This is a genomic window from Pseudarthrobacter sp. GA104 (assembly GCF_009741265.1).
Lineage (GTDB): Bacteria > Actinomycetota > Actinomycetes > Actinomycetales > Micrococcaceae > Arthrobacter.
The window spans coordinates 791,552-817,833 of sequence record NZ_WOWL01000001.1; the positions used below are offsets into that span (position 1 = coordinate 791,552).

General features: G+C 67.4%; 21 protein-coding genes. 11 read left to right on the forward strand and 10 right to left on the reverse strand.

What is annotated here, in order from left to right; all coding sequences use genetic code 11:
• The first annotated feature begins 246 nt into the window (after nucleotides 1-246).
• From GK109_RS03515 to GK109_RS03525, 3 genes are read left to right on the forward strand one after another with little or no spacing between them, the layout of a single operon-like run.
• Nucleotides 247-1,707 (forward strand): MFS transporter, encoded by a 1,461-nt coding sequence (locus GK109_RS03515; protein WP_370460374.1) that lies wholly within the window; start codon nucleotides 247-249, stop codon nucleotides 1,705-1,707.
• A 1-nt stretch (nucleotide 1,708) separates the two neighbouring features.
• Nucleotides 1,709-3,943, forward strand: coding sequence for a molybdopterin oxidoreductase family protein (locus GK109_RS03520; RefSeq protein ID WP_157238684.1), 2,235 nt, complete (start codon nucleotides 1,709-1,711; stop codon nucleotides 3,941-3,943).
• On the forward strand, nucleotides 3,940-5,502 hold the full coding sequence (locus GK109_RS03525; protein ID WP_157238685.1) for an FAD-dependent oxidoreductase: 1,563 nt from the start codon (nucleotides 3,940-3,942) through the stop codon (nucleotides 5,500-5,502). Before GK109_RS03520 ends, GK109_RS03525 begins: the two co-directional genes overlap by 4 nt.
• Nucleotides 5,503-5,536: 34 nt before the next feature.
• Here the strand turns inward: GK109_RS03525 and GK109_RS03530 are convergent, their stop codons facing one another.
• The 7 genes from GK109_RS03530 to GK109_RS03560 all read right to left on the reverse strand — a co-directional run bounded on the left by GK109_RS03530 (nucleotide 5,537) and on the right by GK109_RS03560 (nucleotide 11,012).
• On the reverse strand, nucleotides 5,537-6,082 hold the full coding sequence (locus GK109_RS03530; protein ID WP_157238686.1) for a flavodoxin domain-containing protein: 546 nt from the start codon (nucleotides 6,080-6,082) through the stop codon (nucleotides 5,537-5,539).
• A 112-nt stretch (nucleotides 6,083-6,194) separates the two neighbouring features.
• The gene (locus tag GK109_RS03535; protein WP_157238687.1) at nucleotides 6,195-6,380 is read right to left on the reverse strand and encodes a PspC domain-containing protein; all 186 of its coding nucleotides are present in this window, start codon (nucleotides 6,378-6,380) and stop codon (nucleotides 6,195-6,197) included.
• A 58-nt stretch (nucleotides 6,381-6,438) separates the two neighbouring features.
• The gene (locus tag GK109_RS03540; RefSeq protein ID WP_157238688.1) at nucleotides 6,439-6,810 is read right to left on the reverse strand and encodes a hypothetical protein; all 372 of its coding nucleotides are present in this window, start codon (nucleotides 6,808-6,810) and stop codon (nucleotides 6,439-6,441) included.
• A 9-nt stretch (nucleotides 6,811-6,819) separates the two neighbouring features.
• Complete coding sequence (locus GK109_RS03545; protein ID WP_157238689.1) at nucleotides 6,820-8,424, reverse strand: radical SAM protein; 1,605 nt, start codon at nucleotides 8,422-8,424, stop codon at nucleotides 6,820-6,822.
• Nucleotide 8,425: 1 nt separating this feature from the next.
• Nucleotides 8,426-8,782: a hypothetical protein gene (locus GK109_RS03550; RefSeq protein ID WP_157238690.1), complete on the reverse strand. Its 357-nt coding sequence runs from the start codon at nucleotides 8,780-8,782 to the stop codon at nucleotides 8,426-8,428.
• The gene (locus tag GK109_RS03555) at nucleotides 8,779-9,537 is read right to left on the reverse strand and encodes a prolipoprotein diacylglyceryl transferase (protein ID WP_157238691.1); all 759 of its coding nucleotides are present in this window, start codon (nucleotides 9,535-9,537) and stop codon (nucleotides 8,779-8,781) included. The genes GK109_RS03550 and GK109_RS03555 overlap by 4 nt, the downstream gene beginning before the upstream one ends.
• Nucleotides 9,538-9,596: 59 nt before the next feature.
• Nucleotides 9,597-11,012: an NAD(P)H-quinone dehydrogenase gene (locus tag GK109_RS03560; protein ID WP_321215766.1), complete on the reverse strand. Its 1,416-nt coding sequence runs from the start codon at nucleotides 11,010-11,012 to the stop codon at nucleotides 9,597-9,599.
• Between the two features lie 130 nt (nucleotides 11,013-11,142).
• On the opposite strand from GK109_RS03560, the gene GK109_RS03565 reads away from it, so the two are divergent.
• Nucleotides 11,143-11,961 (forward strand): purine-nucleoside phosphorylase, encoded by an 819-nt coding sequence (locus GK109_RS03565; protein ID WP_370460375.1) that lies wholly within the window; start codon nucleotides 11,143-11,145, stop codon nucleotides 11,959-11,961.
• Nucleotides 11,962-12,045: 84 nt separating this feature from the next.
• Nucleotides 12,046-13,806, forward strand: a complete 1,761-nt coding sequence (locus GK109_RS03570) for a phospho-sugar mutase (RefSeq protein WP_157238692.1) — start codon at nucleotides 12,046-12,048, stop codon at nucleotides 13,804-13,806.
• A gap of 6 nt (nucleotides 13,807-13,812) precedes the next feature.
• On the opposite strand, the gene nirD is transcribed toward GK109_RS03570, so the two are convergent.
• On the reverse strand, nucleotides 13,813-14,196 hold the full coding sequence (nirD, locus tag GK109_RS03575) for a nitrite reductase small subunit NirD (RefSeq protein ID WP_157238693.1): 384 nt from the start codon (nucleotides 14,194-14,196) through the stop codon (nucleotides 13,813-13,815).
• A gap of 274 nt (nucleotides 14,197-14,470) precedes the next feature.
• Between nirD and nirB the strand changes: the two genes are divergently transcribed.
• The 6 genes from nirB (at nucleotide 14,471) to GK109_RS03605 (ending at nucleotide 21,592) form a co-directional block, all read left to right on the forward strand.
• Nucleotides 14,471-17,116, forward strand: coding sequence for a nitrite reductase large subunit NirB (gene nirB, locus GK109_RS03580; RefSeq protein ID WP_321215762.1), 2,646 nt, complete (start codon nucleotides 14,471-14,473; stop codon nucleotides 17,114-17,116).
• Nucleotides 17,117-17,118: 2 nt separating this feature from the next.
• Nucleotides 17,119-18,153 (forward strand): uroporphyrinogen-III C-methyltransferase, encoded by a 1,035-nt coding sequence (gene cobA / locus GK109_RS03585; protein WP_157238694.1) that lies wholly within the window; start codon nucleotides 17,119-17,121, stop codon nucleotides 18,151-18,153.
• A 14-nt stretch (nucleotides 18,154-18,167) separates the two neighbouring features.
• The gene (locus tag GK109_RS03590; RefSeq protein ID WP_157238695.1) at nucleotides 18,168-19,328 is read left to right on the forward strand and encodes a uroporphyrinogen-III synthase; all 1,161 of its coding nucleotides are present in this window, start codon (nucleotides 18,168-18,170) and stop codon (nucleotides 19,326-19,328) included.
• Between the two features lie 204 nt (nucleotides 19,329-19,532).
• A complete protein-coding gene (locus tag GK109_RS03595; RefSeq protein WP_157238696.1) occupies nucleotides 19,533-20,363 on the forward strand; it encodes an FAD-dependent oxidoreductase in 831 nt (276 codons plus the stop codon).
• Nucleotides 20,364-20,538: 175 nt separating this feature from the next.
• Nucleotides 20,539-21,264 carry a deoxyribose-phosphate aldolase gene (gene deoC, locus GK109_RS03600; RefSeq protein ID WP_157238697.1) on the forward strand — a complete coding sequence of 242 codons (726 nt, stop codon included), beginning with the start codon at nucleotides 20,539-20,541 and terminating at the stop codon, nucleotides 21,262-21,264.
• A 52-nt stretch (nucleotides 21,265-21,316) separates the two neighbouring features.
• A complete protein-coding gene (locus GK109_RS03605) occupies nucleotides 21,317-21,592 on the forward strand; it encodes a hypothetical protein (RefSeq protein ID WP_197432393.1) in 276 nt (91 codons plus the stop codon).
• A gap of 80 nt (nucleotides 21,593-21,672) precedes the next feature.
• Here GK109_RS03605 and GK109_RS03610 read toward each other — a convergent pair whose 3' ends face one another.
• On the reverse strand, nucleotides 21,673-22,485 hold the full coding sequence (locus GK109_RS03610; RefSeq protein ID WP_157238698.1) for a metal-dependent hydrolase: 813 nt from the start codon (nucleotides 22,483-22,485) through the stop codon (nucleotides 21,673-21,675).
• 6 nt (nucleotides 22,486-22,491) lie between these two features.
• Nucleotides 22,492-26,193, reverse strand: a complete 3,702-nt coding sequence (mfd, locus tag GK109_RS03615; RefSeq protein WP_157238699.1) for a transcription-repair coupling factor — start codon at nucleotides 26,191-26,193, stop codon at nucleotides 22,492-22,494.
• Nucleotides 26,194-26,282: the final 89 nt, after the last annotated feature.

Consider the following 26,282-nt stretch of genomic DNA (forward strand, 5'->3'; position numbering starts at 1 on the left):
GGCAGCAGTCGTGCTCCGGGTCGAAATAGTTAGAGTCCAATATTAGTTCCCGCGTTCCAGTGAATGGACAAAAGGTCCAGCATGCGGACAGATGCAGTCCGTCTCATTTTTGGCCAATAACCCTCGCCTAACAGCCGCCCTTGGCCGCCGATAGGCAAATGTCACAGCGCGTTAACAAACATCGTCGGTCCGTGAAACGCGGCTTCTTTACCTTGGAGGAACAACATCCCCCGAAGGAGGTACACCGTGACTGTTGATCGCACCGCTGATGCCGGCACCGGCAATTCCCTTGACCTCGACGTACAAGGTTCCGCAGCCCCCAGCGCACAGCCCGGCACCACCCGCACCACAGACTCCCCCGCCCTTGAATTCCGCCCCGGCCGCTGGATCGCCAACTGGGATGCCGAGAACAAGGAGCAGTGGGAAACCGCCGGCCGCACCATTGCCCGCCGCAACCTCAACTGGTCCATCTTCGCCGAATTCCTCGGCTTCGTCGTATGGCAGCTCTGGTCCATCGTTGTGGTCCAGCTGCCCGCAGCAGGCTTCACGTTCTCCACCTCCGAGATTTTCTGGCTCATCTCCATGCCCAGCCTGGTGGGCGCAACCCTCCGCATCCCCTACACCTTCATGGTTCCCCGCTTCGGCGGCCGCAACTGGACCATCGTGTCCGCCCTGCTGCTCCTGATCCCCGCCATCGGCCTCGGACTCTGCGTGTCCAACCCGGAAACCCCCTTCGGCGTCATGCTCCTCGTGGCAGCCCTGGCCGGCTTCGGCGGCGGCAACTTTGCCAGCTCCATGGCCAACATCACGTTCTTCTACCCCGCCCGTGAAAAGGGCTGGGCACTGGGCCTGAACGCTGCGGGCGGCAACATGGGTGCCGCCGTGGCACAGCTCGCCGTCCCGATTGTGATCACCATGCTCGCCGTCGGCAGCGTCAACCTCCCCATGGCTGGCTGGATGTGGGTCCCCTTCATCCTGATCGCCGCGTTCGGCGCCTTCAAATACATGGACAACCTCACCAGCGCCAAGGGTGACGTGGCCGGTTCGATCGCAGCGCTGAAGGAACCGCACCTGTGGATCATGGCACTGCTGTACATCGGCACCTTCGGTTCGTTCATCGGATTCGCCGGTGTCTTCCCCAAGCTCATCAAGGACTACTTCCCGGCCTTCTCCTCGATCGGAGTGGGGACCGTGGCACTGTCCCTCGCGTTCCTCGGCCCGCTGGTGGGTTCCCTGGCCCGGCCCTACGGCGGACGGATGGCTGACCGGATGGGCGGCGCCCGCATGACCATCGCGGCATTCGCTTCCATGGCCGTGATCACCCTGACCATGATCTGGACCCTGCCGCTGAAGAACTTCTGGCTCTTCCTGGCGCTCTTCCTGATGCTCTTCACCGCCAGCGGCTTTGGAAACGGCGCCACGTACCGGATGATCCCGGTCATCTTCGCCACCTCCAGCCGGGCAGCAAAGAACGGCGCCAGCTCCGTAGCCACCCAGCGCCTGGCCTCCTCGGCCCTTGGCCTCATCTCGGCCATCGGCGCCTACGGCGGATTCGTGATCCCCCAGGTACTGAACGCATCGAACTCCGCCAGCGGCTCCTACACATCCGCTTTCTACGGCTTCGTCGGAGCGTATGTCCTGATGCTGGTTGTCTGCTGGGCCTGCTACATCCGCAACGCCAACCGAAATGCGATGGGACACGTCTAACATGACCACAAGCGCCGACACGCACTGCCCTTACTGCGCCCTGCAGTGCGCCATGACGCTCACGTCTCCAACGGGCCTGGCCCCGGCTTCCCAGCCGGGGCCAGTCCCCGTGTCCGCACCACCCGCAGCGGAACATGAAGCGCCCCAGGCGCCCACCAACGTTCCGCTCACAGTCCAGGGACGGGATTTCCCCACCAACCGCGGCGGCCTCTGCCGCAAGGGCTGGACGTCCCCCAGCCTCCTGAACCACGCCGGCCGGATCACCGAGCCGCTGCTGAAAGGCCCCGACGGCGTCCACCGCCCCATCAGCTGGGAGCAGGCCCTGGACCTTGCAGTCGCCGCGGTGAAGGATGCCCGCGCACGCCACGGGGCGGACGCCGTCGGCGTTTTCGGCGGCGGTGGCCTGACCAACGAAAAGGCCTACATGCTGGGCAAGTTCGCCCGGCTCGCCCTGGGCACGTCGAGGATCGATTACAACGGCCGCTTCTGCATGTCCTCCGCCGCGGCTGCCGGGATGCGGGCCTTCGGCGTCGACCGCGGCCTGCCGTTCCCGCTGGAGTCCCTGGACACCGCCAGCACCATTTTGATGCTGGGCTCGAATGTGGCCGAGACCATGCCGCCCTTTGTGCAGCACCTCAAGGGAACGCGCGACGCCGGCGGGCTGATCGTGGTCGATCCCCGCCGCTCCGCCACGGCTGCCTTCACGGCCGACGGCGGAGGCCTCCACCTCCAGCCCCTGCCGGGCACCGACCTGGCCCTCCTGCTGGGCATCTCCCACGTGGTCATCCACGAGAACCTGGTGGACACTTCCTACCTGGAGGAACGCACCTCCGGCTACAGCGCCGTAGCCCGCAGCGTCAACTCCTTCTGGCCCGAACGCGTCCAGTCCCTCACCGGCGTCCCGGCCGAACTCATTCGGGAAACAGCCCGCCGGCTCGCCGCCGGGACCCGCCAGGGCGGCAGCTACATCCTCACCGGCCGCGGCGTGGAACAGCACGTGGACGGCACCGATACTGCAACCGCGGCCATCAACCTGAGCCTCCTGCTGGGCCTGCCCGGTTCCGCCCGCAGCGGCTACGGCACCCTCACCGGCCAGGGCAACGGCCAGGGCGGCCGCGAGCATGGCCAGAAGGCGGACCAGCTCCCCGGCTACCGCAAGATCACCGACCCCGCCGCCCGCGCCCATGTAGCCGGCGTCTGGGGCGTTCCCGAGGAACTTATTCCCGGCCCCGGCCTGCCCGCCGTCCAGCTGCTTCAGTCACTGGGAAAGCCCGACGGCGTCCGTTGCCTTTTCGTCCACGCCTCCAATATCGCCGTGGCTTCCCCCGACGCGAACGCAGTGATCCAGGGGCTCCGCAGCCTGGACTTCCTGATGGTCTGCGACTTCTTTATGTCCGAGACCGCAGCCGAGGCGGACCTCATCCTCCCGGTGCTCCAGTGGGCGGAGGAGGAAGGCACCCTGACCAACCTCGAAGGGCGGGTGCTGCGCCGCCGCCGCGCCCTTGCGCCCCCGCCGGGTGCCCGCAGCGAACTCTGGATCATGGCGCGGCTGGCCGAGGCCCTGGACGCACCGTCCACCTACAGCGAAGACCCCGAAACCGTCTTCGAGGAACTCCGCCTGGCCTCCGCCGGCGGGCTGGCCGACTACTCGGGCATCGACTACGCCATGCTGGACCGCGGGGAGGCCGCCTACTGGCCCTACCCCGCAGGCAGCACCGGCACGCCGCGCCTGTTCCAGGACGCTTTCGCGCACGCTGACGGCAAAGCCGTGATGGTCCCGGTGACGCCGCGCCGCCGTCGTACTCCTGCTGCGCCCCCTGCAGGGGATGGCATAGCTGCCAAGACCATGACACTGATCACGGGCCGCCTCCTGGAGCACTACCAGTCCGGCGCGCAGACCCGACGAGTGCCGGAACTGCTGGCAGCGCAGCCGGAGGCACAGGTGCAGATCCATCCGGCAGCCGCAGCATCGATGGGCATCACCGAAGGCGCGCTCGTGTCGGTGGCCAACGAGCGCGGCGAAGTGGTGTGCCGGGCCCAACTCAGCAACGCCATCCGTCCCGAGACGGTCTTCCTGCCCTTCCACTTCCCCGAACTGGAGAGCGCCAACCGCCTCACCGAGGCGGCCACGGACCCCATCTCCGGGATGCCCGAATTCAAGTTCAACACCGTGTGGGTCCGGCCCGTGGCCGTTCCCCTCTCCACCAACGTGCTTCAAACGACGGAGGCCTCATGAGCGAGCAGATTGTCATTGTGGGATTCGGCCCGGTGGCGGCCCGGCTGGTGGACGAACTCCTGCCCGCGGTCCGCACCGGCCTGGCCACCCTGATTGTGGTGGGCGAGGAAGCTGAAGGAGCCTACAACCGGGTTCTCGTCGCCGACCTCGGCGTGGGACGCACCACGGCCGATGCCCTGGCACTCTCCGACGCGGACGCCCTGGCCGGCGACGGTGTGGACGTCCGCCTCGGCCTCCGCGTCCGCAGGGTGGACCGGGCCCGGCAGCAGGTCATCCTCTCCGACGGCGCAGCAGTCCACTACGACCGCCTGGTCTTTGCCACCGGCTCACGCCCGGTCATTCCCAACCTCACCGGCATCAACCCGGACCCCACCCACCCTGTCCTTCCGGCCGGCGTCACCGCGCTGCGCGACCTGCGTGACGCCGACGTGCTGCGCCAGGCAGTGGAGGGCGGCAAGCGGGTAGTGGTCCTGGGCGGCGGCGTCCTGGGCCTGGAGACGGCCCTGGCCGCGGCCGAAGAAGGCGCCACCGTCACCGTGGTCCACAACGGGCCCCACCCCCTGGGACGCAACATCGACCGCGGCGGCGGCGCCGTCCTGGCTGCCAGCCTGCGCCGCTGCGGCGTCCGGATGGCCGGCAATGCCCGCTCCACCGGGGTGGAGCACAACGCTCCCGACGGCGGTTTCTCCGCTTTGCTGCTTGACGACGGGTCAGCGATCGACGGCGACCTCCTGGTGCTGTCCTGCGGCGTCCGTCCCCGAACGGAGCTGGCCGAGGGCTGCGGGCTTTCCACGTCCGCAGGAATCCTGGTGGACCACAAGCTCCGCGCCCACCACGAGCCGCACATCTTCGCCATCGGCGACTGCGCGGAGGTGCGCTGCCCGGACCCTGGCTGCGCATCCTGCCGCAATGCCAAAGGACCGTCGGGCCTGGTGGGGCCGGGCTGGCGCCAGGCCGAATGGCTGGCCGAATACCTGGCCCTCCTGGCCGCAGGCACGCCGGAGCAAGCCGAAGTCCTGCCGGAACTGCCTGCGGAGCAGGCCGGCGTCATCGTCCTGAAGGCACGCGGCATGAACATGGCCGTGGCCGGGGACAACGCTGCCGAGCCGTGGGACGAGGAAGCACTGTCCGCCGGTGCCGTGGACGGGCGCCCGCGCCTCCAGGTTGCCCAGTGGGCGGATCCGGAGCACGGCCGCTACGTGAAGATGACCACCCGCGGCGGCGTTCTTGAAGGGCTGGTGGCTGTGGGCATGCCACGCACCGCCGCCGAGCTTGTGGGGCTGTTCGAACGCAGCGCCGAACTGCCGGCAGACCGGTCCCTGCTGCTGCGCCTTGACGGCCCGGACCAGCTGCCCGGCACGGGTCCCGCCGATCCCGCCGGCACCGTATGCCGGTGCGCGGGCGTCAGCGGAGCCGCCATCCAGGGCGCAGTTGAGGAAGGCTGCTCCACGGTGGCAGACGTGTCCAAGGCAACCCGTGCGGGCACTGGCTGCGGCGGCTGCCACGAGGACATCAAGGGGCTCATCGAAAAACACTTCCAGGCGGTTCCGGCCGCCTGAATTTGGGCCTTGTGGTTGAGGTTCTCCAGCCGCCCTAGGAGGGGTTTGCCGGACGCGCCAGCCGGGCCAGGAAATCCTCCGTGAAGTGCTTTACGCCGTCCCATTCGGTATAGATGTAGTCGCGGGAGGTGTCGAGGTCCTGGGAGCCCTTGTCCTTGACGATCTTCTTCATCAGCTGGCGCTTCAGGAAGTTGTACCGGGTGTACAGGAGCGCACCGCCGAACATTGCCACGTGCCGGGGATGCCAGCCGGTCTCCTCCTCGAACTGCTTCACCTGGCTTTCCGCGTTGGCTTCGTCCCCGTGGGCGGCCAGGCTGACCGAAACCAGGGCGGAGGGCACCTGGTCTAGTTCCGTGCGGTTTTCGCGGACGAAGTCGGCAACAAAGCCCTCGTGCTTGCCCATATGCACCGATGCCGCCACGATGACGCCGTCCTGCCCGTCCGGAAGCCTGCCCGTGTTGTGCTTGAGGTCCACCGTTTCGGCCTGGTGCCCGTGGGCCCGGATGACGTCCGCGATGTACTCGGCTATGTGGGCTGTCTGCCCTTCAATGCTGCCGTAGGGAATATAGATCTTAGCCATGCTCAACTGTGCGTGCAGGGCGCAGCGGAAGACTAGGGCACAACGTCCCAGCGGCGCGGACCGGTCCGCAGGCCTTCCGGCCCGGGACCCGGCCCCCGGCCAGCATGTGTGGTTACGCCGGTTCCTTGGGAATGATGATCCACAGCACGATGTAGGCAAGTTCGCCTACCCCCACCAGCCCAAAGATCACGAAGCCCAGCCGGACCAGGAATTTCGGGAGTCCAAAGCGGGCTGCCAGGGCTGCGCAGACGCCGCCAATCATCTTGCCGCGGCGCGGCCTCACAAGTGCTGTTGCCATCGCTTGTACCTAACCTTTCATCCCGGTTGATTCATTGCTGCCGAATATGTGCGCATGGTCAAGGGCCAAGGAAACCGGCCACCAGGGCATAAATTCCCCAGAGCCCGGCCCCGAGCAGGGCTCCCAGATACGTCAGTACCAGCCTGGTGTCTTGAAGATAGCAGTTTGACTTCTTGAGGCCATTGCGCCGGGCTTTCCAGTAGCCGGCGAACCCGATGGCTGCGAACACCGTCAGCGCTGCGGGGCCGGCCACCCAGCCGAGCAGGGCGATAGTGGCGAAAATGCACAGGCGCAGCGGATCGTACGGTGCCGTGGGCTGGTTGTCATGGCCTGCGCCGCTGCGGGACGGGTGCGGGGCCCTCCCGGACGCCACAAGCTCCGACGGCAGTGCCCCCGCTGCAATGCGCCCGGCATCCGAGGCAGAGCTCATCATTCCTCCTTAAACCTGGCGGACCGGGAGAAGCTGTTGGCCAGTGGCCGTGCTCATCCGCTGCACCGCCAGGGCTGGCCATGCCTGGACTGCGCAGAAAGGAGCGCACTGGTGGTCACCGGTGTCGCTCTTGGTTCCCACGTGCACGCAGCACTGGGTGAGCCGTTCCTCGATCATGGTGGACATATCCATGAACGGTTTCACCATGATCCTGGTGACCCGCTCTGCGAGGAGCCGGCGCAGCCGCTGTTGCTGGCCCGGAAGCTTGCCGGCGGCAAGCGTGGTGAGAGTACCGATGCCAAGGTCGCACTGGGTGCAGATGTTTTTCCAAAGATCGGCTGTCCGCGGATGGGAAAGGGAAGACTGCTCGCTGAGCAGGTCGAGAAGCGAAGACTTCATGAGGCTGCGCAGTTCAAGCGGGACTGCGCTGTCGGCGATACGGTTGGCAATGCTGTCAGGATGCAGCTCGAGCCATGCCAGCAGTTGGTCATGCCCGATCAGGGCAGCGAGCGATCGCCACGTTCCGGAATCGTCCTTCAGCATGTACCCGACGGACGCGCAGTGCGGATGCGAGCACGGCAGGGCTGTCAGGTCGTGCCAGGAAACTACGCCGTTGGTTTGCTCCGCGAGCCTTTGGAGTACGCCCGTATGCGTGAGCCGGTCCATGGGGTCGATGCCGTGCCCGCGTCCTGAACCAAACACCGGTTGCAATGCGACTCCACCGACAAACGGGGTCTCCAAGGCGCGCATGACGACGGCGCCGACCTCGCCGTCGTTGACGCCGAGGGTTGCCGTCATGGTCAGCGTGGTGAAGACGCCCGCCTCGGAGAGGCGTGAGATCGCTGCGTCCTTGAAGCGCGTCAGGTCACCGCCGCGGTGGTGGACCGAGGCCTCCTTCGACGGCCCGTCGTACTGGAGGTAGACCTCCACACGGTCCCGGTGCCTGGCCAGCAGCGAGAGCAACTCATCGTCGGTGGCGAGCAGCATGCCGTTGCTGTTCACCATGATCCGGACAATCGGCCGCGCAACCAGCTCCGCCAGCAGTTCGGCTAGCTGCGGGTAGAGCGTCGGTTCCCCGCCGGACAGCATCAGCACATCCAGGCGCCCATTCTCACGGGAAAGCCGGGTGTCAACGTTCGCCAGCACCTGGTCCAGGGGCGCGACGCCCTGTAGCTGCGGGCCCGATGCTGTGAAGCAGGTGGGGCAGCGCAAATTGCAGTGCTCGATGATGTCCTGCAGGAGGATGCAGGTGTGCTGCGTCTGCATTGCCGGAAGCCCGTAGGCATACGCCTCGGGTATCTGGCGGTAATTACCGGCCTGGTCAGGGATGTGCTGCTTGGTCGGCGCCTGCCACTTCTCCAGGTAGCGCAGGATTTCCGGAGACTCGTCGTACAAGGTGCTGACCAGCCCGTGGTCCGGGCAGCCGCGTTCCAGCCACACCCGGTCATCCCGGATCAGCAGCGCGCCGGAGAGCCGCCGCACCTGTGCGAGCGGTCGATTCGTTTCGTGGCAATAGGGACAGAATGCTGTGACGTACCGGTGGATCCGGTCGCCGCGCAGCGGTTGGCCGGGGCCGGGCAGGGTCCGTGCTGGGGACGCAGAGGACGGGTTCATCTCAGGCTCGCATCCGCGCGAGGGCTCCAACGCAGATCCCGCCGCCGAGCAGGGTGAAGATCCCCAGGCCAATAAGCAGCCCCGCACCCAGCCGGGACGTGCGGGGCTGGACTGCAAGCACAACGGCCAGCCCCAGGTAGGCTGCCACTGGTATTAATGCGGCGGGCCCCGCGAGGAAGGTCTTATACCCTTCATCCGGAGCAATGCCACTCGTTGTCCCGAAATAGAGGGCATAAAGGGCAGCAGCCCCCACCAGGATTCCGAGCCCCATGGAACCGCGCCTTGGTTCGGCGGGCGGCTCCTCACGCCCGGGCGGTGGGGGCGGGTTCCGCGGAACGTCGGGGTTGTCCTCGCTCATGCCATTTTTCCTTCCAACTTCGGGCGGAGTGGTTTCCCGAATACCCGCAGCATCCGCCAGGACAGCAGGGGGAGAATCACCAGGAGGAACCATTGGGGACGGCTCATCCCCAGCCAAAGCACCTCGTTGCCGCGCACGAATTCGACCCCGAACCGGAACAGGGCGTAGGAAGTCACGTAGCAGATGAAGAGGTCGCCAGGGCGGGGCAAGCTGTCCCGGTAACGCCACATTGCCGCAAACGCCACAAGATGGAAGGCAATCTCATAGGCAAAGGATGGATGAAGTCCCACTTCGGCCGGCCCGCCGAGCACCGCAGCCTGCGCCGGGGTGAGGGCTATCCCCCAGGCTCCCCCGGTCGGGGTGCCGGGCAGTTCGGTCAGGAGGCAGCCGACGCGGCCGATGACCAGCGCCACGGCCACCGCGGGGGCCAGCAGGTCACCGGTCTTCTCCCGGTACCCGGTCAGCCGTTTGCCGAGGAGGACACCAAGCCAAGCGCCCACAAGGCCAGCCAGGATACTGCGGTCGCCGTTGCCCCACCAGTCTGCAAGGGAAACCTGACGGGAAATATCCCAGGTGAGCACCCTGGAACCAACGGCCCCGAAGGCTACTGCGAAACCGGCAATGGGCCACAGCCGTGGATCGGACAGGCCGCGGCGGCGCTTTTCATAGGCGTAGAACAGCAGGGCTGCGAGGATTCCCAGCCCGACGAAGCCGGCATGCACCAGCCCGTTTCCCGTGAAGGGAAGCCCAACCATGAGCAGAGTGTAGCAATGGGGCGCAACCCGGCAGGGGACTTTGGGCCCTTACCTATGGACTACAGATGCACGTGCAGGCGCCGCGCCGCTTCCGAGATCGATCCGCTCAGGGATGGGTAGACGGTAAAGGTGCTGGCGACGTCGTCAACGTGCAGCTTCTGCTTCACCGCGATGGAGATCGGGAAGATCAATTCGGACGCGTTCGGTCCCACCACCACCCCGCCAATGACGGTGCCTGAGCCTTTGCGGGCGAAGATCTTCACGAAGCCGTCCCGGTGGTTGCGCATCTTGGCGCGGGCGTTGCTGCGCAGCGAGAGCTTGATGACGTCGCCCTGGTACTTGCCGGAGTCGATCTCGGCCTCGGAAACGCCAACATTGGCAATTTCCGGCGAGGTGAAGATGTTCGACGCCACCTGGTGCAGCTTGAGCGGGGTAACGGTGTCGCCCATGAAGTGGGCCACTGCAATGCGCCCCTGCATTGCCGCGACGGAGGCCAGCGGGAGCACGCCGGTGCAGTCGCCTGCGGCGTAGATGTTGGGCGCGGAGGTGCGTGAAACGCCGTCGACTTTAATATGGCCGCTCTCGCTGAGCGCCACTCCGGCCTCCTCGAGGCCGATTCCGGCCGTGTTGGGGATGGAGCCCAGGCACAGCAGGCAGTGGCTGCCGGTGACCTTGGACCCGTCGCTGAGGGTGACCAGCACGCCGTCGTCCGTCCGTTCCACGCTCTCGGCGCGGGAACGGGACAGGACGCGGACGCCGCGGCGCTCGAACACTTCCTCCAGCACCACTGCAGCATCCACGTCGGACCCGGGAAGCACGCGGTCACGGCTCGAAATCAGCGTCACCTTGGACCCCAGGCCGTTGTACGCGGAGGCGAATTCTGCGCCCGTGACACCGGAACCCACCACGATCAGTTCCTCAGGCAGTTCATCGAGGTCGTAGATCTGCGTCCAGTTGAGGATCCGCTCGCCATCCGGCCTGGCCGTGGCAAGCTCGCGCGGGTGGGCACCCACGGCGAGCAGGATCGTGTCCGCTTCAACTGTTTCGGTGCCCTCCGCCGTGAGGACCTCGATGGTGTGGTCGTCCAGCAGGCGGCCGGATCCGGCAAGGATCCGCACTCCCTGGTGCTCCAGGCCGTCATGGATGTCCTTGGACTGGCTGCGCGCGAGGTTCAGCAGCCGGTCGTTGATGTGCTTGAGGTCGGCGCGCATTACCGGGACAAAGTCGCCGCCGTCGACGTCGAATTTCACTCCCAGCTCGCCCGCCTCGCCGACGCGCGTCATGAGGTCCGCGGTGGCGATCAGGGTCTTGGACGGGACGACGTCGGTCAGCACCGCTGATCCGCCCAGCCCGGCCCGCTCGATGATGGTGACCTGCGCCCCGAGCGAGGCGGCCACCATGGCGGCTTCGTACCCGCCGGGACCACCTCCCAGGATTGCGATCCGGGGCGAGCTGAAATCTGGATGCGTAGTCACAATCCACCATTCTCCTGCAACTCCCCCGCACCGCCAAAGAAAACGGTCTCTCAGGACCTGGCAGGAAGGCGGACGGCAGGGCGGGCGGCCGGGGTGGGCGCCGGCGCAGGCGGCAGGATAGCTTGTACCAGTGAGTACAACTGACTTCCTGAACACCGATCCCTTCGCGGCCGCACATGCCGCCGCCGACTACATCGCCGAGGAAACAGGCGTGGACAGCCACGACGTCGCCCTCGTGCTCGGCTCCGGTTGGGCTGAGGCGGCCGACCTGATCGGCGAGACCACCGCGACCCTGTCCGCGGAAGGAGTTCCAGGCTTCCATGCTCCTGCCGTGGAGGGCCACGTGGGCACCATCCGCTCGGTGCTGACCAAGGGCGGCAAGAGGGCCCTGGTCCTGGGCGCAAGGACGCACTACTACGAGGGCAAGGGCGTGCGCGCGGTGGTGCACGGCATCCGCGCAGCCGCGGCGGCGGGCTGCAAAACCCTGGTGCTCACCAACGGCTGCGGCGGCCTGCAGGAACAGTGGACCCCGGGAACTCCCGTGCTGATCAGCGACCACATCAACCTCACCGCCGCCTCTCCGCTGGAGGGCGCCACCTTCGTGGACCTCACGGACCTTTACTCGGCGCGGATCCGCGGCCTGGCCAGGGAGGTTGACGCCTCCCTGGAGGAGGGCGTGTATGCGCAGTTCCCCGGCCCGCACTACGAGACGCCGGCCGAGGTGCAGTACGCCAAGCGCATCGGCGCGGACCTGGTGGGCATGTCCACGGCGCTGGAGGCCATCGCCGGGCGGCACGCAGGGATGGAAGTCTTCGGCATCTCGCTGGTCACCAACCTTGCCGCCGGCATCAGCCCCCGGCCCTTGAGCCACCAGGAAGTCATCGAGTCCGGACAGGCGGCGGGGCCGCGGATTTCCAAGCTGCTCGCCGAAATCATCGCCCGGCTCTGACGCGGGACAGCCCTGCGGTGAATTTTCCGCTTTTCCGCGGGAGGCGGCACGGCTTCGGCGGCCAATGACGATAGCGTTAGGCCCATGACGTCTTCCGATGCCGATTTCCGCCTGCTCAATGAAGCCCGCGAATGGGCTGCCCAAGACCCGGATCCCGTCACATCGGCTTCCCTCCTGGAACTCGTCCAGCTCGTCGACAACGGCGTCCCCGCCGCACGCCAGGAACTGGCGGATAGCTTCCGCGGCACACTGCAGTTCGGCACGGCGGGGCTCCGGGCCGCCCTGGGGCCGGGCCCGAACCGGATGAACCGGGTGGTGGTGCGGCGGGCCGCTGCCGGCCTCGCGGACTTCCTGCTCTCGGCGGTGGCCGAGGCCTCGCCGGGAACGCGGCCGCGCGCCGTCGTCGGCTACGACGCCCGCTACAACTCGGACATCTTCGCGGAAGAAACTGCCGCCATCTTCACGGCCGCCGGAATCGAGACCTTCCTGATGCCCGCTGCGCTGCCCACTCCCCTGCTGGCCTACGCGGTCCGGGCGCTGGAGTGCGACGGCGGGGTCATGGTGACCGCCAGCCACAATCCTCCCCAGGACAACGGCTACAAGGTATACCTGGGCCGCCACGCCGTGGCGGACAGCGGCAACGGTGCCCAGATCGTGGCCCCCTACGATGCCGAGATCGCGGCCAGGATCAACGCCGTGGGGCCGCTGGAATCCATCACCCTGGCCCCTGCCGGCTGGACCGTCCTGAACAGCTCCATCGCGTCAGACTACGAACGGGCGACCGCCGGGCTGGCCCTGCCGGACCACTTCCCGGCGCGCGACCTGCGCATTGTCCTGACCCCCCTGCACGGCGTGGGCGGCGGGACCGCACTGGCAGTGCTGAACGCGGCAGGTTTCACGGACATCACGCTGGTGGCGGAACAGGCCGAGCCGGACCCGGACTTTCCCACTGTCAGCTTCCCGAATCCGGAAGAGCCCGGGGCACTTGACCTCGCGCTGGAGGCCGCTGAGCGGCAGGCCGCGGACATCGTGATCGCCAATGATCCGGATGCCGACCGGGCCGCCGTTGCGGCCAAGGACCCGGACACCGGGGCCTGGCGGATGCTCCGCGGGGACGAAGTGGGCGCGCTGCTTGGCGCGCACATAGCCGCCCGGCTTGCCGCGGGCGGAGGAAAGGACGACGGCGGCGCGGACGAGGGCGGCAAGGGCGTGTTCGCGAATTCGATCGTGTCCTCCAGGCTGCTGGCCCGCATCGCTGCGGCAGCCGGATACGCCCACCAGGAAACCCTCACCGGTTTCAAGTGGATTTCCCGGGTTCCCGGGCTGGTGTACGGCTACGAGGAAGCGCTGGGATACTGCGTGGCCCCGGACCTGGTGCGGGACAAGGACGGCATTTCGGCTGCCCTCCTCATTGCCGAACTTGCCGCGGCCGCCAAGGCTGACGGCAAATCCGTCTTTGACACCCTGGACGAGCTCTACCTGCAGCACGGCCTGCACGCCAGCGACCAGCTCAGCATCAGGGTTGCGGACCTGGGGCTACTGGACGCCATGATGAATCGGCTGAGGGTTTCCCCGCCGGAAACGTTCGGGTCATCCGCAGTTGAGGTTTATGCCGATCTTGCCGAGGGCAGCGACGGGCTTCCGCCCACTGACGGCCTCCTGTACGTCACCAGGAACCTCACCAGGGTGATCATCCGGCCCAGCGGCACCGAGCCCAAGCTCAAGTGCTACCTCGAGGTGATCCACCACGTGGGGTCCGCGGCCGAACTGCCCGCCGCCCGGCAGGCGGCGCGGGCCGCGCTGGACGAGGTGCTCCGCGACGTCAGCGAAGCCCTGGGGCTCTAGCCCCTGCTACAGCTCGATCTCCACGACTCCGCCTGCAATGCGGGTCCGGAATGTGGCAAGGCTCAGGTCCGGGCTGCTGAAGCATTCACCCGTTTCAAGGTCGTAGACCTCTTTGTGCAGCGGCGAAGCGATGGTGGGACGCTCGCCGCGTGAGCCCAGGATCCCGCGTGCCATGACATGGGCGCCCGTTGCAGGGTCCTCATGGGCCACCGCGAAAACCTCGTCGGCGCCGGTGCGGAAGAGTGCAACCTGGCGTCCCGCGATCAGGGCGGCTTCACCCCAGGCAACCTCCAAGTCGTCCACCCGGCAGACGGTGTGCCAGCCGGCAATGCCGGAGACAGCCTCATCCATGCCGGCTTCGAGTGCCCCAAGTTCCAGTGTTGCCGTCATGTCCGGCTCCTCTCCCTGTGCGTGTAGTCCTGCTCATTGGCCACCTCTGCGGCCGTGATCCACGCTAGGCCCGCGGTGTTTCAGAGGCATGCAGTGAATGTGTCCACAACGTAAAAGACACCTCACGCGGCCGGAAATGCGTTCGTGATGCAGAAGTTAAGTTGACGAAACAATTGGGAAACTGAAGCGAAACTGCGCCTCCCTAGTCTGAATGGACAGCTCGTCAGAGAAGGCTGCAGGAAAACTGCCTGCGGCCCATGCGAAAGGCCCATCAGTGACCGAACAGACTTCAAGCACAGAGACTCCGCGCCGCATCGTCGTCGCCGGCGGCGGCCCCGCGGCCCACCGTTTTGCGGACGCCATGCATGCCCGTGGCCTCGATGGCTGGCATGTCACGGTCCTCACTGAGGAAGCCCACCTCCCCTACGACCGGGTGGCCCTGTCCAAGGCCCTCACAGACAAAGACGTCGACCTGACGTTGGGGACGGCGGCCATGTGGGAGCACCCTTCCCTGGAACTCAGGACCGGCGAGCGTGTCGTCAAGATCAACGCCGAAGCCAAGAGCGTGGAAACCGCTGCCGGCAACACTTTCGAGTATGACGAACTGGTGGTTGCCACCGGTTCGAATGCTGCCCGCCTGCCCATCCCGGGCGCCGAACACACGCACGTCTACCGCACCCTCGAAGACGTGTGGGCCATCAACGAGGCCATCGCCGGGCTGAAGGAGAAGCTGGGCCGCAAGGTCAACGCCGTCACCATCGGCGGCGGGCTCCTGGGCCTCGAGTCCGCCGCCGGCACCGAGCAGCTGGGCGCCAACCCCATCGTCATCGACGGTTCGCAGTGGCTGATGGCCACACAGCTGGACGAAGGCGCGGGCCAGGCCATGGGCCGGCTCATCAAGGCCAAGGGCTTTGAGGTCCACGGCGGCGTGTTCCCGTCCGAGGTTCTCTCGGACGACGACGGGCAGGTCACCGGCGTCCTCATGGCGGACGGCCGCATCATCGACGCGGACATGGTCATTGTGGCCATCGGCGTCCGGCCCCGCGACGAACTCTTCCGCGCCGCCGAGGGCGAGGAACAGGTGTTCAGCCTGGGTCCCCGCGGCGGCGTGGTCATCAACGACTACTGCGAAACCGAAGTGCCGGGCATCTGGGCCATCGGCGAAGTGGCCAACTACGGCGGCATGTGCCTGGGCCTGGTCGCTCCGGCCAACACCATGGCGGAGATCGTGGCCGACCGCCTGCACGGCGGGGACGCCACCTTCCCGGGCTTCGACACCGCCACCAAGCTCAAGCTGTCCGGCGTGGACGTGGCCAGCTTCGGTGACGCGTTCGCCAAGACCGAGCACGCCCTCGAAATCGTTTATGCCGACCCGGCCCGCGGCGTGTACCAGAAGATCGTCACCACCGATGACGCCAAGACCCTGCTGGGCGGCATCTTCGTCGGCGACGCCACACCGTACATGAGCCTGCGTCCGCTGCTGGGCCGCGAACTTCCCGCCGAGCCCGGCGCCTTCCTCAGCGCGGCAGGCGGCGGCGACGCTCCCGAAACCGAACTGCCGGACGACGCAACCCTGTGCTCCTGCAACAACGTCACTGCCGGAAGCATCCGTGACGCCATCAACGGCTGCGGCGCCTGCGAGGGCAACGCCCCCGTCCAGGAACTGGGCGAACTGAAGGGCTGCACCCGCGCCGGCACCCAGTGCGGTTCCTGCGTGCCGATGCTCAAGAAGCTGCTGGAAACCGAGCTGACCAAGTCCGGCGTCGAGGTTTCCAAGGCACTCTGCGAGCACATCGAACTGTCCCGCCAGGAACTGTTCGATGCCATCCGCGTCCTGGAGCTGACCTCCTTCGAAGAGATCATGGCCAAGTACGGCACCGGCGCCGGCTGCGACATCTGCAAGCCGACCATCGCCAACATCCTGGCCAGCCAGAACAGCGCCTACGTCCTGGACGCCGGCCGCGGCACCCTGCAGGACACCAACGACCGCGCCCTGGCCAACATGCAGAAGGACGGCACCTACTCGGTGGTCCCCCGCATCGCCGGCGGCGAGATCACCCCCAAGAAGCTCGGTGTCATCGCGGCCGTCGCGGAGAAGTACAACCTGTACACCAAGATCACCGGCGGCCAGCGCATCGACATGTTCGGCGCCCGGCTCGAGCAGCTGCCGGAGATCTGGAAGGAACTGGTGGACGCCGGCTTCGAATCCGGCCAGGCGTACGGCAAGAGCCTGCGCACCGTGAAGTCCTGCGTCGGATCCACCTGGTGCAGGTTCGGCGTCCAGGACTCGGTGGCCATGGCCATCCAGCTGGAGTTGCGCTACCGCGGCCTCCGCAGCCCGCACAAGCTCAAGATGGGCGTCTCCGGCTGCGCCCGTGAATGTGCCGAGGCCCGCGGCAAGGACGTCGGCGTGATCGCCACCGCGGACGGCTGGAACCTGTACGTCGGCGGCAACGGCGGCGCCACTCCTGCCCACGCCCAGCTGCTGGCCAAGGACCTGGATGACGAGACGCTGATCAAGTACATCGACCGATACTTCATGTACTACATCCGCACCGCGGACAGGCTGCAGCGCACCGCACGCTGGCAGGAAGAGCTCGACGGCGGCATCAAGCACGTTGAGGACGTGGTGGTCAAGGACACCCTGGGCATCGCCGCGGACCTGGAAGCCGCCATGGCCAAGCACGTGGACACCTACATTGACGAATGGGCAGACACCCTCAAGGACCCCGAGCGCCTGCGCCGGTTCCGCTCCTTCGTCAACGCCCCCGACCAGAAAGACGACTCCATCACCTTCGTCCCGGACGAGCGCGGCCAGATGCGCCCCGCCACCCCGGAGGAAAAGGCGGCGGCCGCCCAGCAGCCAGTCCTGATCGGAGCCTCCATCCCCGTCCGGCCCAGCAACGGGAATGAGGCATAGGCATGCAGCTCAGCATTGATCTGACCGGCCGGGAAGTGCTGGTCACCGGCTCCGACCACGCTGCCCGCCAGGCCGTCCGCCGCTACGAAGCGGCCGGCGCCGTCGTCTACCGCCTCAGCACCCCCCAGGGGGCAAGCCATGACGGCCCGCTGCCCGAACGCCCCTTCCTGGTGGCGGCAGTCGACGACGGACAGCCCGGCTGGGAGGTCCTGCTGGAGCGGTGCCGCACCACCGGCATCCCGGTGGCAGCCGAACCGGCAGCCGGCCCAGCGGGCCACGTCACCCTGGTGGGCGGCGGACCCGGAACCACCGAACTCCTCACGGTCGCTGCGATCAAGGCCCTGCGTGACGCCGACGTCGTCTTCTATGACCGGCTGGCCCCGTACCAGGAGCTGCCGTCCATGACCTCGGCCGAACTGGTGGACGTCGGGAAGAAGCCCGGCCACCACAAGGTGAGCCAGGGGGACATCGAGAAGCTCATGGTGGAAAGTGCCCTGGCCGGCAACAACGTGGTCCGCCTCAAGGGCGGGGACCCCTACGTGTTCGGCCGCGGCGGCGAGGAAGTTGCCGCCTGCGTCGCCGCCGGCGTCAAGGTCCGCGTCATCTCCGGCGTCACCAGCGCGATCTCCGTCCCGGCCGCCGCCGGGATCCCGGTAACCCACCGCGAAGTCAGCCACATGTTCACCGTGGTCTCCGGCCACGCGCCGCTGACCGAAAAGGAGCACAAGCACCTGGCCGGGCTGGGCGGGACCATCGTCGTGCTGATGGGCATCGGAACCCTCCACCAGCTGGCTGCCGGCCTGCGCAGGGCGGGGATGCGCGCTGACATGCCCATGGCCGTCGTCGAACGCGGCTACCGCCCCGGCCAGCGCACCACCATCGCGGATCTTGGCACGATCACCTCGGCCGCTGCCGGATGCAGCAACCCTGCCGTGCTGGTCATCGGCGAGGTGGTTCGGGTGGCTGAGGCCAACCGCGGGCATGCCGAGGCCGCCGCCGACCTGGACAGGCTGGCGGCCTCGCTGCTGGGTTCATGAAAGGATTGACCCCCATGACTGCACTTGCACCGGCCGAAACACCGCAGGTCGAACAAAGGGCTGACGAAGCCCCGGACTCCGCCGAGTCGCCCCTGGAGGGCTTCCGCATCGGCGTGACCTCGGACCGCCGCTCCAGCGACCTCATCGAGGCCCTGGAACGCCGCGGCGCCGAAGTGCTGCACGCCCCCGCGTTGAAGATCGCCCCCGTGCAGGAGGACATGCGCCTCATCGAGGACACCAAGGCCATCATCGCCGCCAGGCCGGACCTCTGCATCGCCACCACCGCCTACGGGATGCGCCGCTGGTGCGAGGCAGCGGATTCCTTCGGGATCGGCGAGCAGCTGCTGGACGCCCTGGGTGCCTGCCGGATGTTCGTCCGTGGACCCAAAGCCCGCGGCGCCGTGCGCGCGGCCGGCCTTGCCGACGTCGGAATCAGCAGCGACGAAACCACCGCAACACTGGTGGACATGCTGCTCAAGGAGGGCGTCCGGGGCAAGACCGTCGCGGTGCAGCTGCACGGCTACACGGACGTGCGGCAGCTGGAGCGCCTGCGGATGTCCGGTGCCACGGTCCTGACGGTCACGCCCTACCGCTGGGTAAAGCCCGACGGCGAGGACCGGCTTCCGCGGCTCATTGAGGCTGCGTGCAGCGGCAACCTGGATGTCCTCACCTTCACCAGCGCGCCCGCCGTCGATGCCCTGTGGAGCACCGCCCACGAGATGGGCGTGTACAAGCAGCTGATCGAGAGCCTGAAGACAAACGTCACCACCGCCGTGGTGGGTCCGGTCACCGCGCAGCCGCTGCTGGATGCCGGCGTCACCCCGCTGATCCCGGAGCGCTTCCGGATGGGCGCCCTTATCCGCCTGGTATGCGAGCACCTTGCCCTGAACCACGTGCGCCGCCTCGACACCCGGTCCGGGAACATCGAACTGCGCGGCCGCAGCCTCCGCATCAACGGCCAGCTCATCGAACTGGCGCCCGCTCCCCTGCTGCTCCTGCGTGCCCTGCTCGGAGCGGGCGGCGCCGTCCTGTCCCGCGAGTCGCTGTCCGACCTGCTGGAACTGCGCGGTTCCGTCCACGCGCTGGACATGACGGTCAGCCGGCTCCGTTCGTCCCTGCCCGACGGGCGGCTGGTGGAGACCGTGGTCAAGCGCGGCTACCGGATCCGCGTCTAGCCTGGCCGGAGCCGGGCGCTCATGTGTCAGCCGCGCACGCGGATGAGAGGCACGTCACGGGTTCTGTTACCGGCCGGTAAATACTGGCGAACACAGCCCTGATAAACAGCAACTGCGGGGAAACACCCCGGAAAAGGCGCGGGCCTACGCTGGGTCCATCACGAAGTTACGGCCGTTCCCGGCCGCCAGCGAAAGGGCCAGCACATGTCCGCTCCGGCACCCTCTACCTCCGCCGCTCCCGCCACCCGCATCGTCATCGCAGGTGCAGGCCCGGCTGCCCAGGCACTGGTCAGCCAGCTTGACCGGGCACGTTTCACCGGCACCATCACAGTCCTGAGCAACCGGGACGACACCCCGGCGGAACTGCTGGAGCTGGCGATGCTGCCCCAGGTTTCGGTGAGGTTCGGGCAGCCGGCCAGCCACATCGACGCCGCGAACCGCACGGTGGCCACGGCGGACGGCATGGAATTTGCCTACGACCAGCTGGTCATCGCCACTGGCTCGGCGCCCGTGGCCAGCCCCGTCGAGGGGGCGGGCCAGTGCCTGAGCTACTCCACCATCGACGACGCCGCCCGCGTCGGCGAGGCCGTGAGCCAGGTGGCCAGGGAGCTGGGCCGGCGTCCGCTGGGAATCCTGGTGGGCACCGGCGCCGCAGCCGGCCAGGCAGAGGCGGTCCTCCGGGCCCGCGGCGTGCGGCCCATCCGCACCACGGCCCGCCCGGCCTCCGTGATCCCTGCCCCGTCAACCTCGGGCTTTGCAGCCTCCGGGGTGGTTTTCGAGGACGGCAGCAGCATGTACGGCGACCTGGTGGTCCTCGCCGAGGAACGCGAATCCCGGGACGACCTCGCCGCCAGTGCCGGCCTGGAGACGGCGGCCACCGGCGGGATCGTGATCAGCCATGACTTCCGGACGTCCGTACCGGGCATCTGGGCCCTCGGAGACGCTGCAGCGTTCGACGGCGTCCGGCTGGGACTCCTGGTGGCCGCCGCGTCCGCTGCGGGAGCCTGTGCCACCCAGCTGCTGACGGCGGCCTGATCAAGCAACGCGGGGTCACTCCCCGCCCGATAACCGGCTCGGATTGGGCGGAAACTGACCGCGCGTTGCCGTTAGTCGGGGGTGGTTCCGGCCGCTTCAGCGTATGGCAAGATGGTTGCGAAACGAGTCGCGGGCGTTACAACGCCCGGCCCACAGGCCCTTGGAGAGGACCATCATGAGCAACGAAGCCACCCCTTCCGTTCAGGCTGCAGCCACCGGCGCCGCGGGCTCCGGCAGCATAGCGTCCTTCATCGACCACACGCTGCTGAAGCCGGAGGCCAGTGAGGCTGAGGTCCTCAAGGTCTGTGCGGAAGCAGCTGAATACGGCTTCAAGTCCGTATGCGTCAACCCCATCTGGGTCAAAACGGTGAAAAAGGCCCTCAAGGGATCCGGCGTCCTGACCTGCTCGGTGGTGGGGTTCCCGCTGGGTGCCACCCCCACCGACGTCAAGACCTTCGAAGCCCGGGGCGCAGTGCTGGACGGTGCGGACGAAGTGGACATGGTCATCAGCATCGCCGCCGCCCGGGCCGGGGACAAAGGGGCGCTTGTCGAGGACATCGCCTCGGTGGCGGAGGCCGTGCACGCCAGCGGGGCCATCCTGAAAGTCATCATCGAAACCGCGCTGCTCACCGACAGCCAGAAAGTCCTTGCCTGCGAAGCCGCAGTGGAGGCAGGCGCAGACTTCGTGAAGACCTCAACGGGCTTCAACGGCGGCGGCGCTACGGTGGAGGACATCGCCCTGATGCGCAGGACTGTGGGGCCTGGCCTGGGCGTCAAGGCCTCCGGCGGGGTGCGGTCCCTTGCAGACGCGCAGGCTATGATTGCAGCAGGTGCAACACGTATTGGTGCGAGCTCCGGAATTGCCATTGTCAAGGGTGAACAGGGTTCATCCGGCTACTGACAGCAACCGGACGCGGCCACAGATTGAGCCCCGAGGGGCCGAGGAGGAACGAATGTCCAGCAAGATTATGGCGTCCAACGACGGCACGGATTCCAGCCGCGGAGCACATCAGGGCACGCTGCAGACCCCGCAGAACGAGAACAAGCTGGGAACCAGTGTCTTCCTCTTTGTGGTCATGATCGCGCTGTTCCTTGGTGCCGTGTACTCGCTTTCCTTCCTCACGCTGGACAACCCCTGGCCGATGGCTGTCTGCATCGCGCTGTTCGCCCTGGCCTTCTGGATTCCGCAGACCGTCCTGGGACGCTCCGACTCAGCCGGCGAGCACTAGCCCACACCAACCAGCCAGCACAAAACCCCTGGACGCTGTCCGGGGGTTTTGTCGTATGCCCGGCGGACGCCGCCCGGGCATTACAGCCAGAGCCGGGCCCAGGCCACCGCTGCCTCTGCCGCGCGGCCCCAGTGGCTGTGCGCTATGGACCAGCCGGCCATGCACATCCCCACCATGGCGTAGGCGCTCACCGGGATCAGGACAAGCCACTCGCGTTTTGACCCCGCCCGGCCCAGCAGCGGGAGGGACAATGCACCGTTGGGCCGCCAGACCTGGCGCAGCAGCGGTACCCGCCGCAGGGGTTTGGGCGGCCTGACCACCAGTGGCCACAGCAGCGGCACTCCTCCCGTGGTGACCAGGTCGCCCACGATATGGACCACAACGCCGGTCAGCATCGAAATGGGGAGCCAGGTCCACTGGTCCGGGGCAAACCAGGTGACCAGGCCGGCCATGGTCAGCGCGAAGATCCAGTTGCTGATGAACCCCGCCTTCGGAAAGAGCTTCAGTGCCTTGGCCGCGATGTTGATCATGAACATGCACAGCAGCCCCGCACCCACGGACAGCAGTCCCCAGTCCGTTTCCAGCTGGAATTGGCCTGCCAGGGTGGCGAGAAGGACAAAAAAGGCTGCCCCGAGGACGGAGTGCGTGCCCTGGCGGTGCCCGCCGCTGGCGTTTTCAATCCCGACCGCGATCACATTGGACAACGGCGGCAGGGAATTTGCCACCGTGCTGTGCCGGTGGTCCCAGTCGCACACGAGGGCGGTTCCCGCCGTCGCCATCCCGCCGATCAGGATGCCAGTGGCGTCCAGCGGGTACCAGCCAAGGGTGTAGGGCCCGGTTGAGGCAATAGCTACCCACGCCGCGGCTCCCGACGCGGCGTGGTGTCCTCCCATCAAGTGCTAGCTCCCGGTCGGCGCGACAGTGACCGGTTGGTCCGAGAAGATGTTCCGGATCACGCCGTTGGCCCATTCCAGGATTTCCGCATCCTGCAGGTCCCGGCCCCCGATCCTCGCGGTCTTCGGCTTGGGGATGAGCACGGCATCGAGGGCGGGCTTGGACTGGGACCCCGGGTACATCCGGTTCAGGCGCATGACCTTGGATTCAGGAAGGGTGGCCGGCGAGAACTTGATGAAGTTGCCCTGCAGGGCAACATCGGACAGCCCGGCTTCACGGGCTCCCACCCGGAAGCGGGCCACGGCCACCAGGTTCCGGGCCGGGAGCGGCGGCTCGCCATACCTGTCAACCAGTTCCGCCAGGACTTCGTCGATTGCCTCATTCGTGAGCGCAGCCGCGAGCTTGCGGTACGCCTCGAGGCGGAGCCGCTCCCCGGGCACGTAGTCGTGCGGAAGGTGCGCGTTGACCGGCAGTTCAATCTTCATCTCGGCGGCCTTCTCCTCGGCCTCGCCGCGGAAGTCAGCCACGGCCTCGCCCACCAGGCGGATGTAGAGGTCGAAGCCGACGCCCTGGATGTGGCCGGACTGCTCGCCGCCCAGCAGGTTTCCGGCGCCGCGGATCTCCAGGTCCTTCATGGCCAGCTGCATGCCGGCACCGAGCTCGTTGTGGGTGGCCACGGCCTTGAGCCGTTCGAGCGCCACCTCGCCCAAGGGCTTCTCGGACGGGTAGAGGAAGTAGGCGTAGGCGCGTTCACGGCCCCGGCCCACGCGGCCGCGGAGCTGGTGCAGCTGGGACAGGCCGTACTTGTCCGCGCCGTCCACGATCAGGGTGTTGGCGTTGGAAATATCCAACCCGGTTTCGATGATGGTGGTGCACACCAGCACATCGAATCGCTTCTCCCAGAAGTCCACGATGATCTGCTCCAGGCGGCTTTCGGACATCTTGCCGTGCGCCACCTCGACGCGCGCCTCCGGGACCAGCTCACGGATTTTCGCCGCGGTCCGCTCGATGGTGGAGACCCGGTTGTGGACGAAGAAGACCTGGCCTTCGCGCATCAGCTCACGCCGGATGGCCGCGGAGGTCTGCTTGTCCGTGTAGGGACCCACGTAGGTCAGGACCGGGTGCCGTTCCTCCGGCGGGGTGGCCAGGGTGGATGTCTCGCGGATTCCCGTCAGCGACATCTCCAGGGTGCGCGGGATGGGGGTTGCGCTCATGGCCAGCACGTCCACATTGGTGCGCATCTTCTTGAGAGCTTCCTTGTGCTCCACGCCGAAGCGCTGTTCCTCGTCCACGATCACCAGGCCCAGGTCCTTGAAGGCAAAGTCCTTGGACAGCAACCGGTGCGTGCCGATGACGACGTCCACCGAGCCGCTCTTGACGCCCTCCACGGTCTCCTTGGTTTCCTTTGTCCCCTGGAACCGCGACAGTGCCTTGACCCGCAAGGGGAATCCGGAGAACCGTTCGGTAAACGTCTCGTAGTGCTGCTGGGCCAGCAGCGTGGTGGGCACCAGCACGGCCACCTGCTTGCCGTCCTGCACCGCCTTGAATGCGGCGCGCACGGCGATCTCGGTCTTTCCGTAGCCCACGTCGCCGGAAACCAGCCGGTCCATGGGGATCTCGCGCTCCATGTCCGCCTTCACCTCGTTGATGGTGGTGAGCTGGTCCGGCGTCTCCACGTAGGGGAAGGCTTCCTCAAGCTCGCGCTGCCAAGGAGTGTCCGGGCCGAAGGCATGCCCGCGGGACGCCATCCGGGCCGAGTACAGCCGGATCAGCTCGCCGGCGATCTCCTTGACGGCTTTCCGGGCCTTGGACTTGGTGCTGGCCCAGTCCGCGCCGCCCATCTTGCTCAGGACGGGGGTGTCACCGCCCACGTAGCGGGTCACCTGGTCCAGCTGGTCCGTGGGAACGAAGAGCCTGTCCCCCGGCGCGCCGCGCTTGGACGGCGCGTACTCGAGGACCAGGTACTCGCGCACCCCGGCTGTATCTTTCGAGCCGCCGACGGTGATCTTGCGTTGGATCAGCTCCACGAACTTGCCGATGCCGTGCTGTTCGTGGACCACATGGTCCCCCGCCACGAGCTGCAGCGGGTCCACGGCGTTGCGGCGTTTGGAGGGCATGCGGCGCATGTCCTTGGTGGACCCGGCGGAGGTGCGGCCCAGCAGGTCGGCTTCGGTGAGCAGGCCCAGTTTGAGCCCGTCCAGGACAAAACCGCGTCCGACGGCGGCGGTGGTCACCTCGATGATGCCCGCCTGGGGCTCGTGGTCCAGGGTGTCCACGCGGGCGCACGGGATGTCGTTCTCATGGAACAGCTCTGCCAGGCGCTGGGCAGGACCGGGGCCTTCCGTGGCGACAACGATCCGCCACTGGTCCCGGACATGTGAGCCGATGAAGTCCATCATCTCGGCCACATCGCCCTGGTAGCCGCGCGGTTCCCGCGCATGCAGGTTCAGGACGTCGATGTCCGGGAGAAGTTCCTCGTCCTGCGCGAGCGACGTGATGGACCACCATGAGACCCCGTGCTCCAGGGATGAGGTCCGCGTTTCCGTGAGGGAGCGGAAGCTGGCGGAATGGAGCGCGGCGCTTGCCTGCGAGCTGAGATCCAGCGGCGCCGCCCCGCCGTCCGAGGCGGTGGACCAGGCGGCCTCGAGGAACTCCTCATTGGTGGCGGCGAGGTCGTGGGCCCGGGTCCGGACCTTCTCCGGCTCGATGACCACCGAGATGGAGCCTGCAGGCAGCTGCTCCACGAACGGGACCATGGAGTCCACCAGCACGGGTGCCAGGGATTCCATGCCCTCCACGGTGATACCGCCGGCGATCTTTTCGAGCATGTCGGCAGCTGCCGGGAGCTGCGCCTTGAGGGTGGCTGCCCGGGACATGACGGCCGGGGTGATGAGGATTTCCCGGCACGGCGGGGCATGCAGTTCGGTGGGGTGGTGCAGGCCGGGCGAGGACAGCGAGCGCTGGTCTGCCACCGCGAACCAGCGCATCTGGTCCACCTCGTCACCGAAGAACTCGACGCGGATGGGGTGGTCCTCGGTGGGCGGGAAAACGTCGATGATGCCGCCGCGGACGGCGAACTCCCCGCGGTGCGTCACCATGTCCACCCGGGCGTAGGCGGCGTCCGCCAGGCTCCGCACCACCTCCGTGAAGGGTTTCTCCTGGCCCACTTTCAGGGTGACCGGGACCAGCTCGCCCAGGCCGGCCACCACCGGCTGGACCACGGCGCGGACGGGCGCCACCACCACCCGAAGCGGGCCCGACGCGGACGTTTCCGGGTGCGCCAGGCGGCGCAGGACGGAGAGGCGGCGGCCCACGGTGTCCGAGCGCGGCGAGAGGCGTTCGTGCGGGAGGGTTTCCCAGCTGGGGAATTCGGCCACGCAGTCCGCAGGAAGGTACGCCCGAAGCGCCGCAGTCAGGTCCTCGGCCTCGCGGCCGGTTGCGGTGACGGCAAGCACGACGCCAGGCCTGCCGTCGTCGTGCCCTTCGCCCGCGGCGGCCGCCACGCCGTCCGCCATCTCGGCAAGCAGCAGCGGGCGAAGCCCGGCGGGTGCGCTGATCTGGTAGTCCCGGCCCCGGACCTCGAACCCACGGGCGGCCTCGGCGCGGACGCGGGCGAAGGTCTGGTCCGCGGCGAGGGCGCGGCGCAGTCCGTCCAGCGATGGGCCCTTGCTGGTGTGGCCGGCGTTGGACGGGCCTGGAAGGCTCATGGCAGAAAGCTCCTGTGGTGTGCAACGAAAGGCAGGCAACGCGAAAACCCGAAATTCTCTTCGAATCCCGGGTAAACCCAGCCTACCGC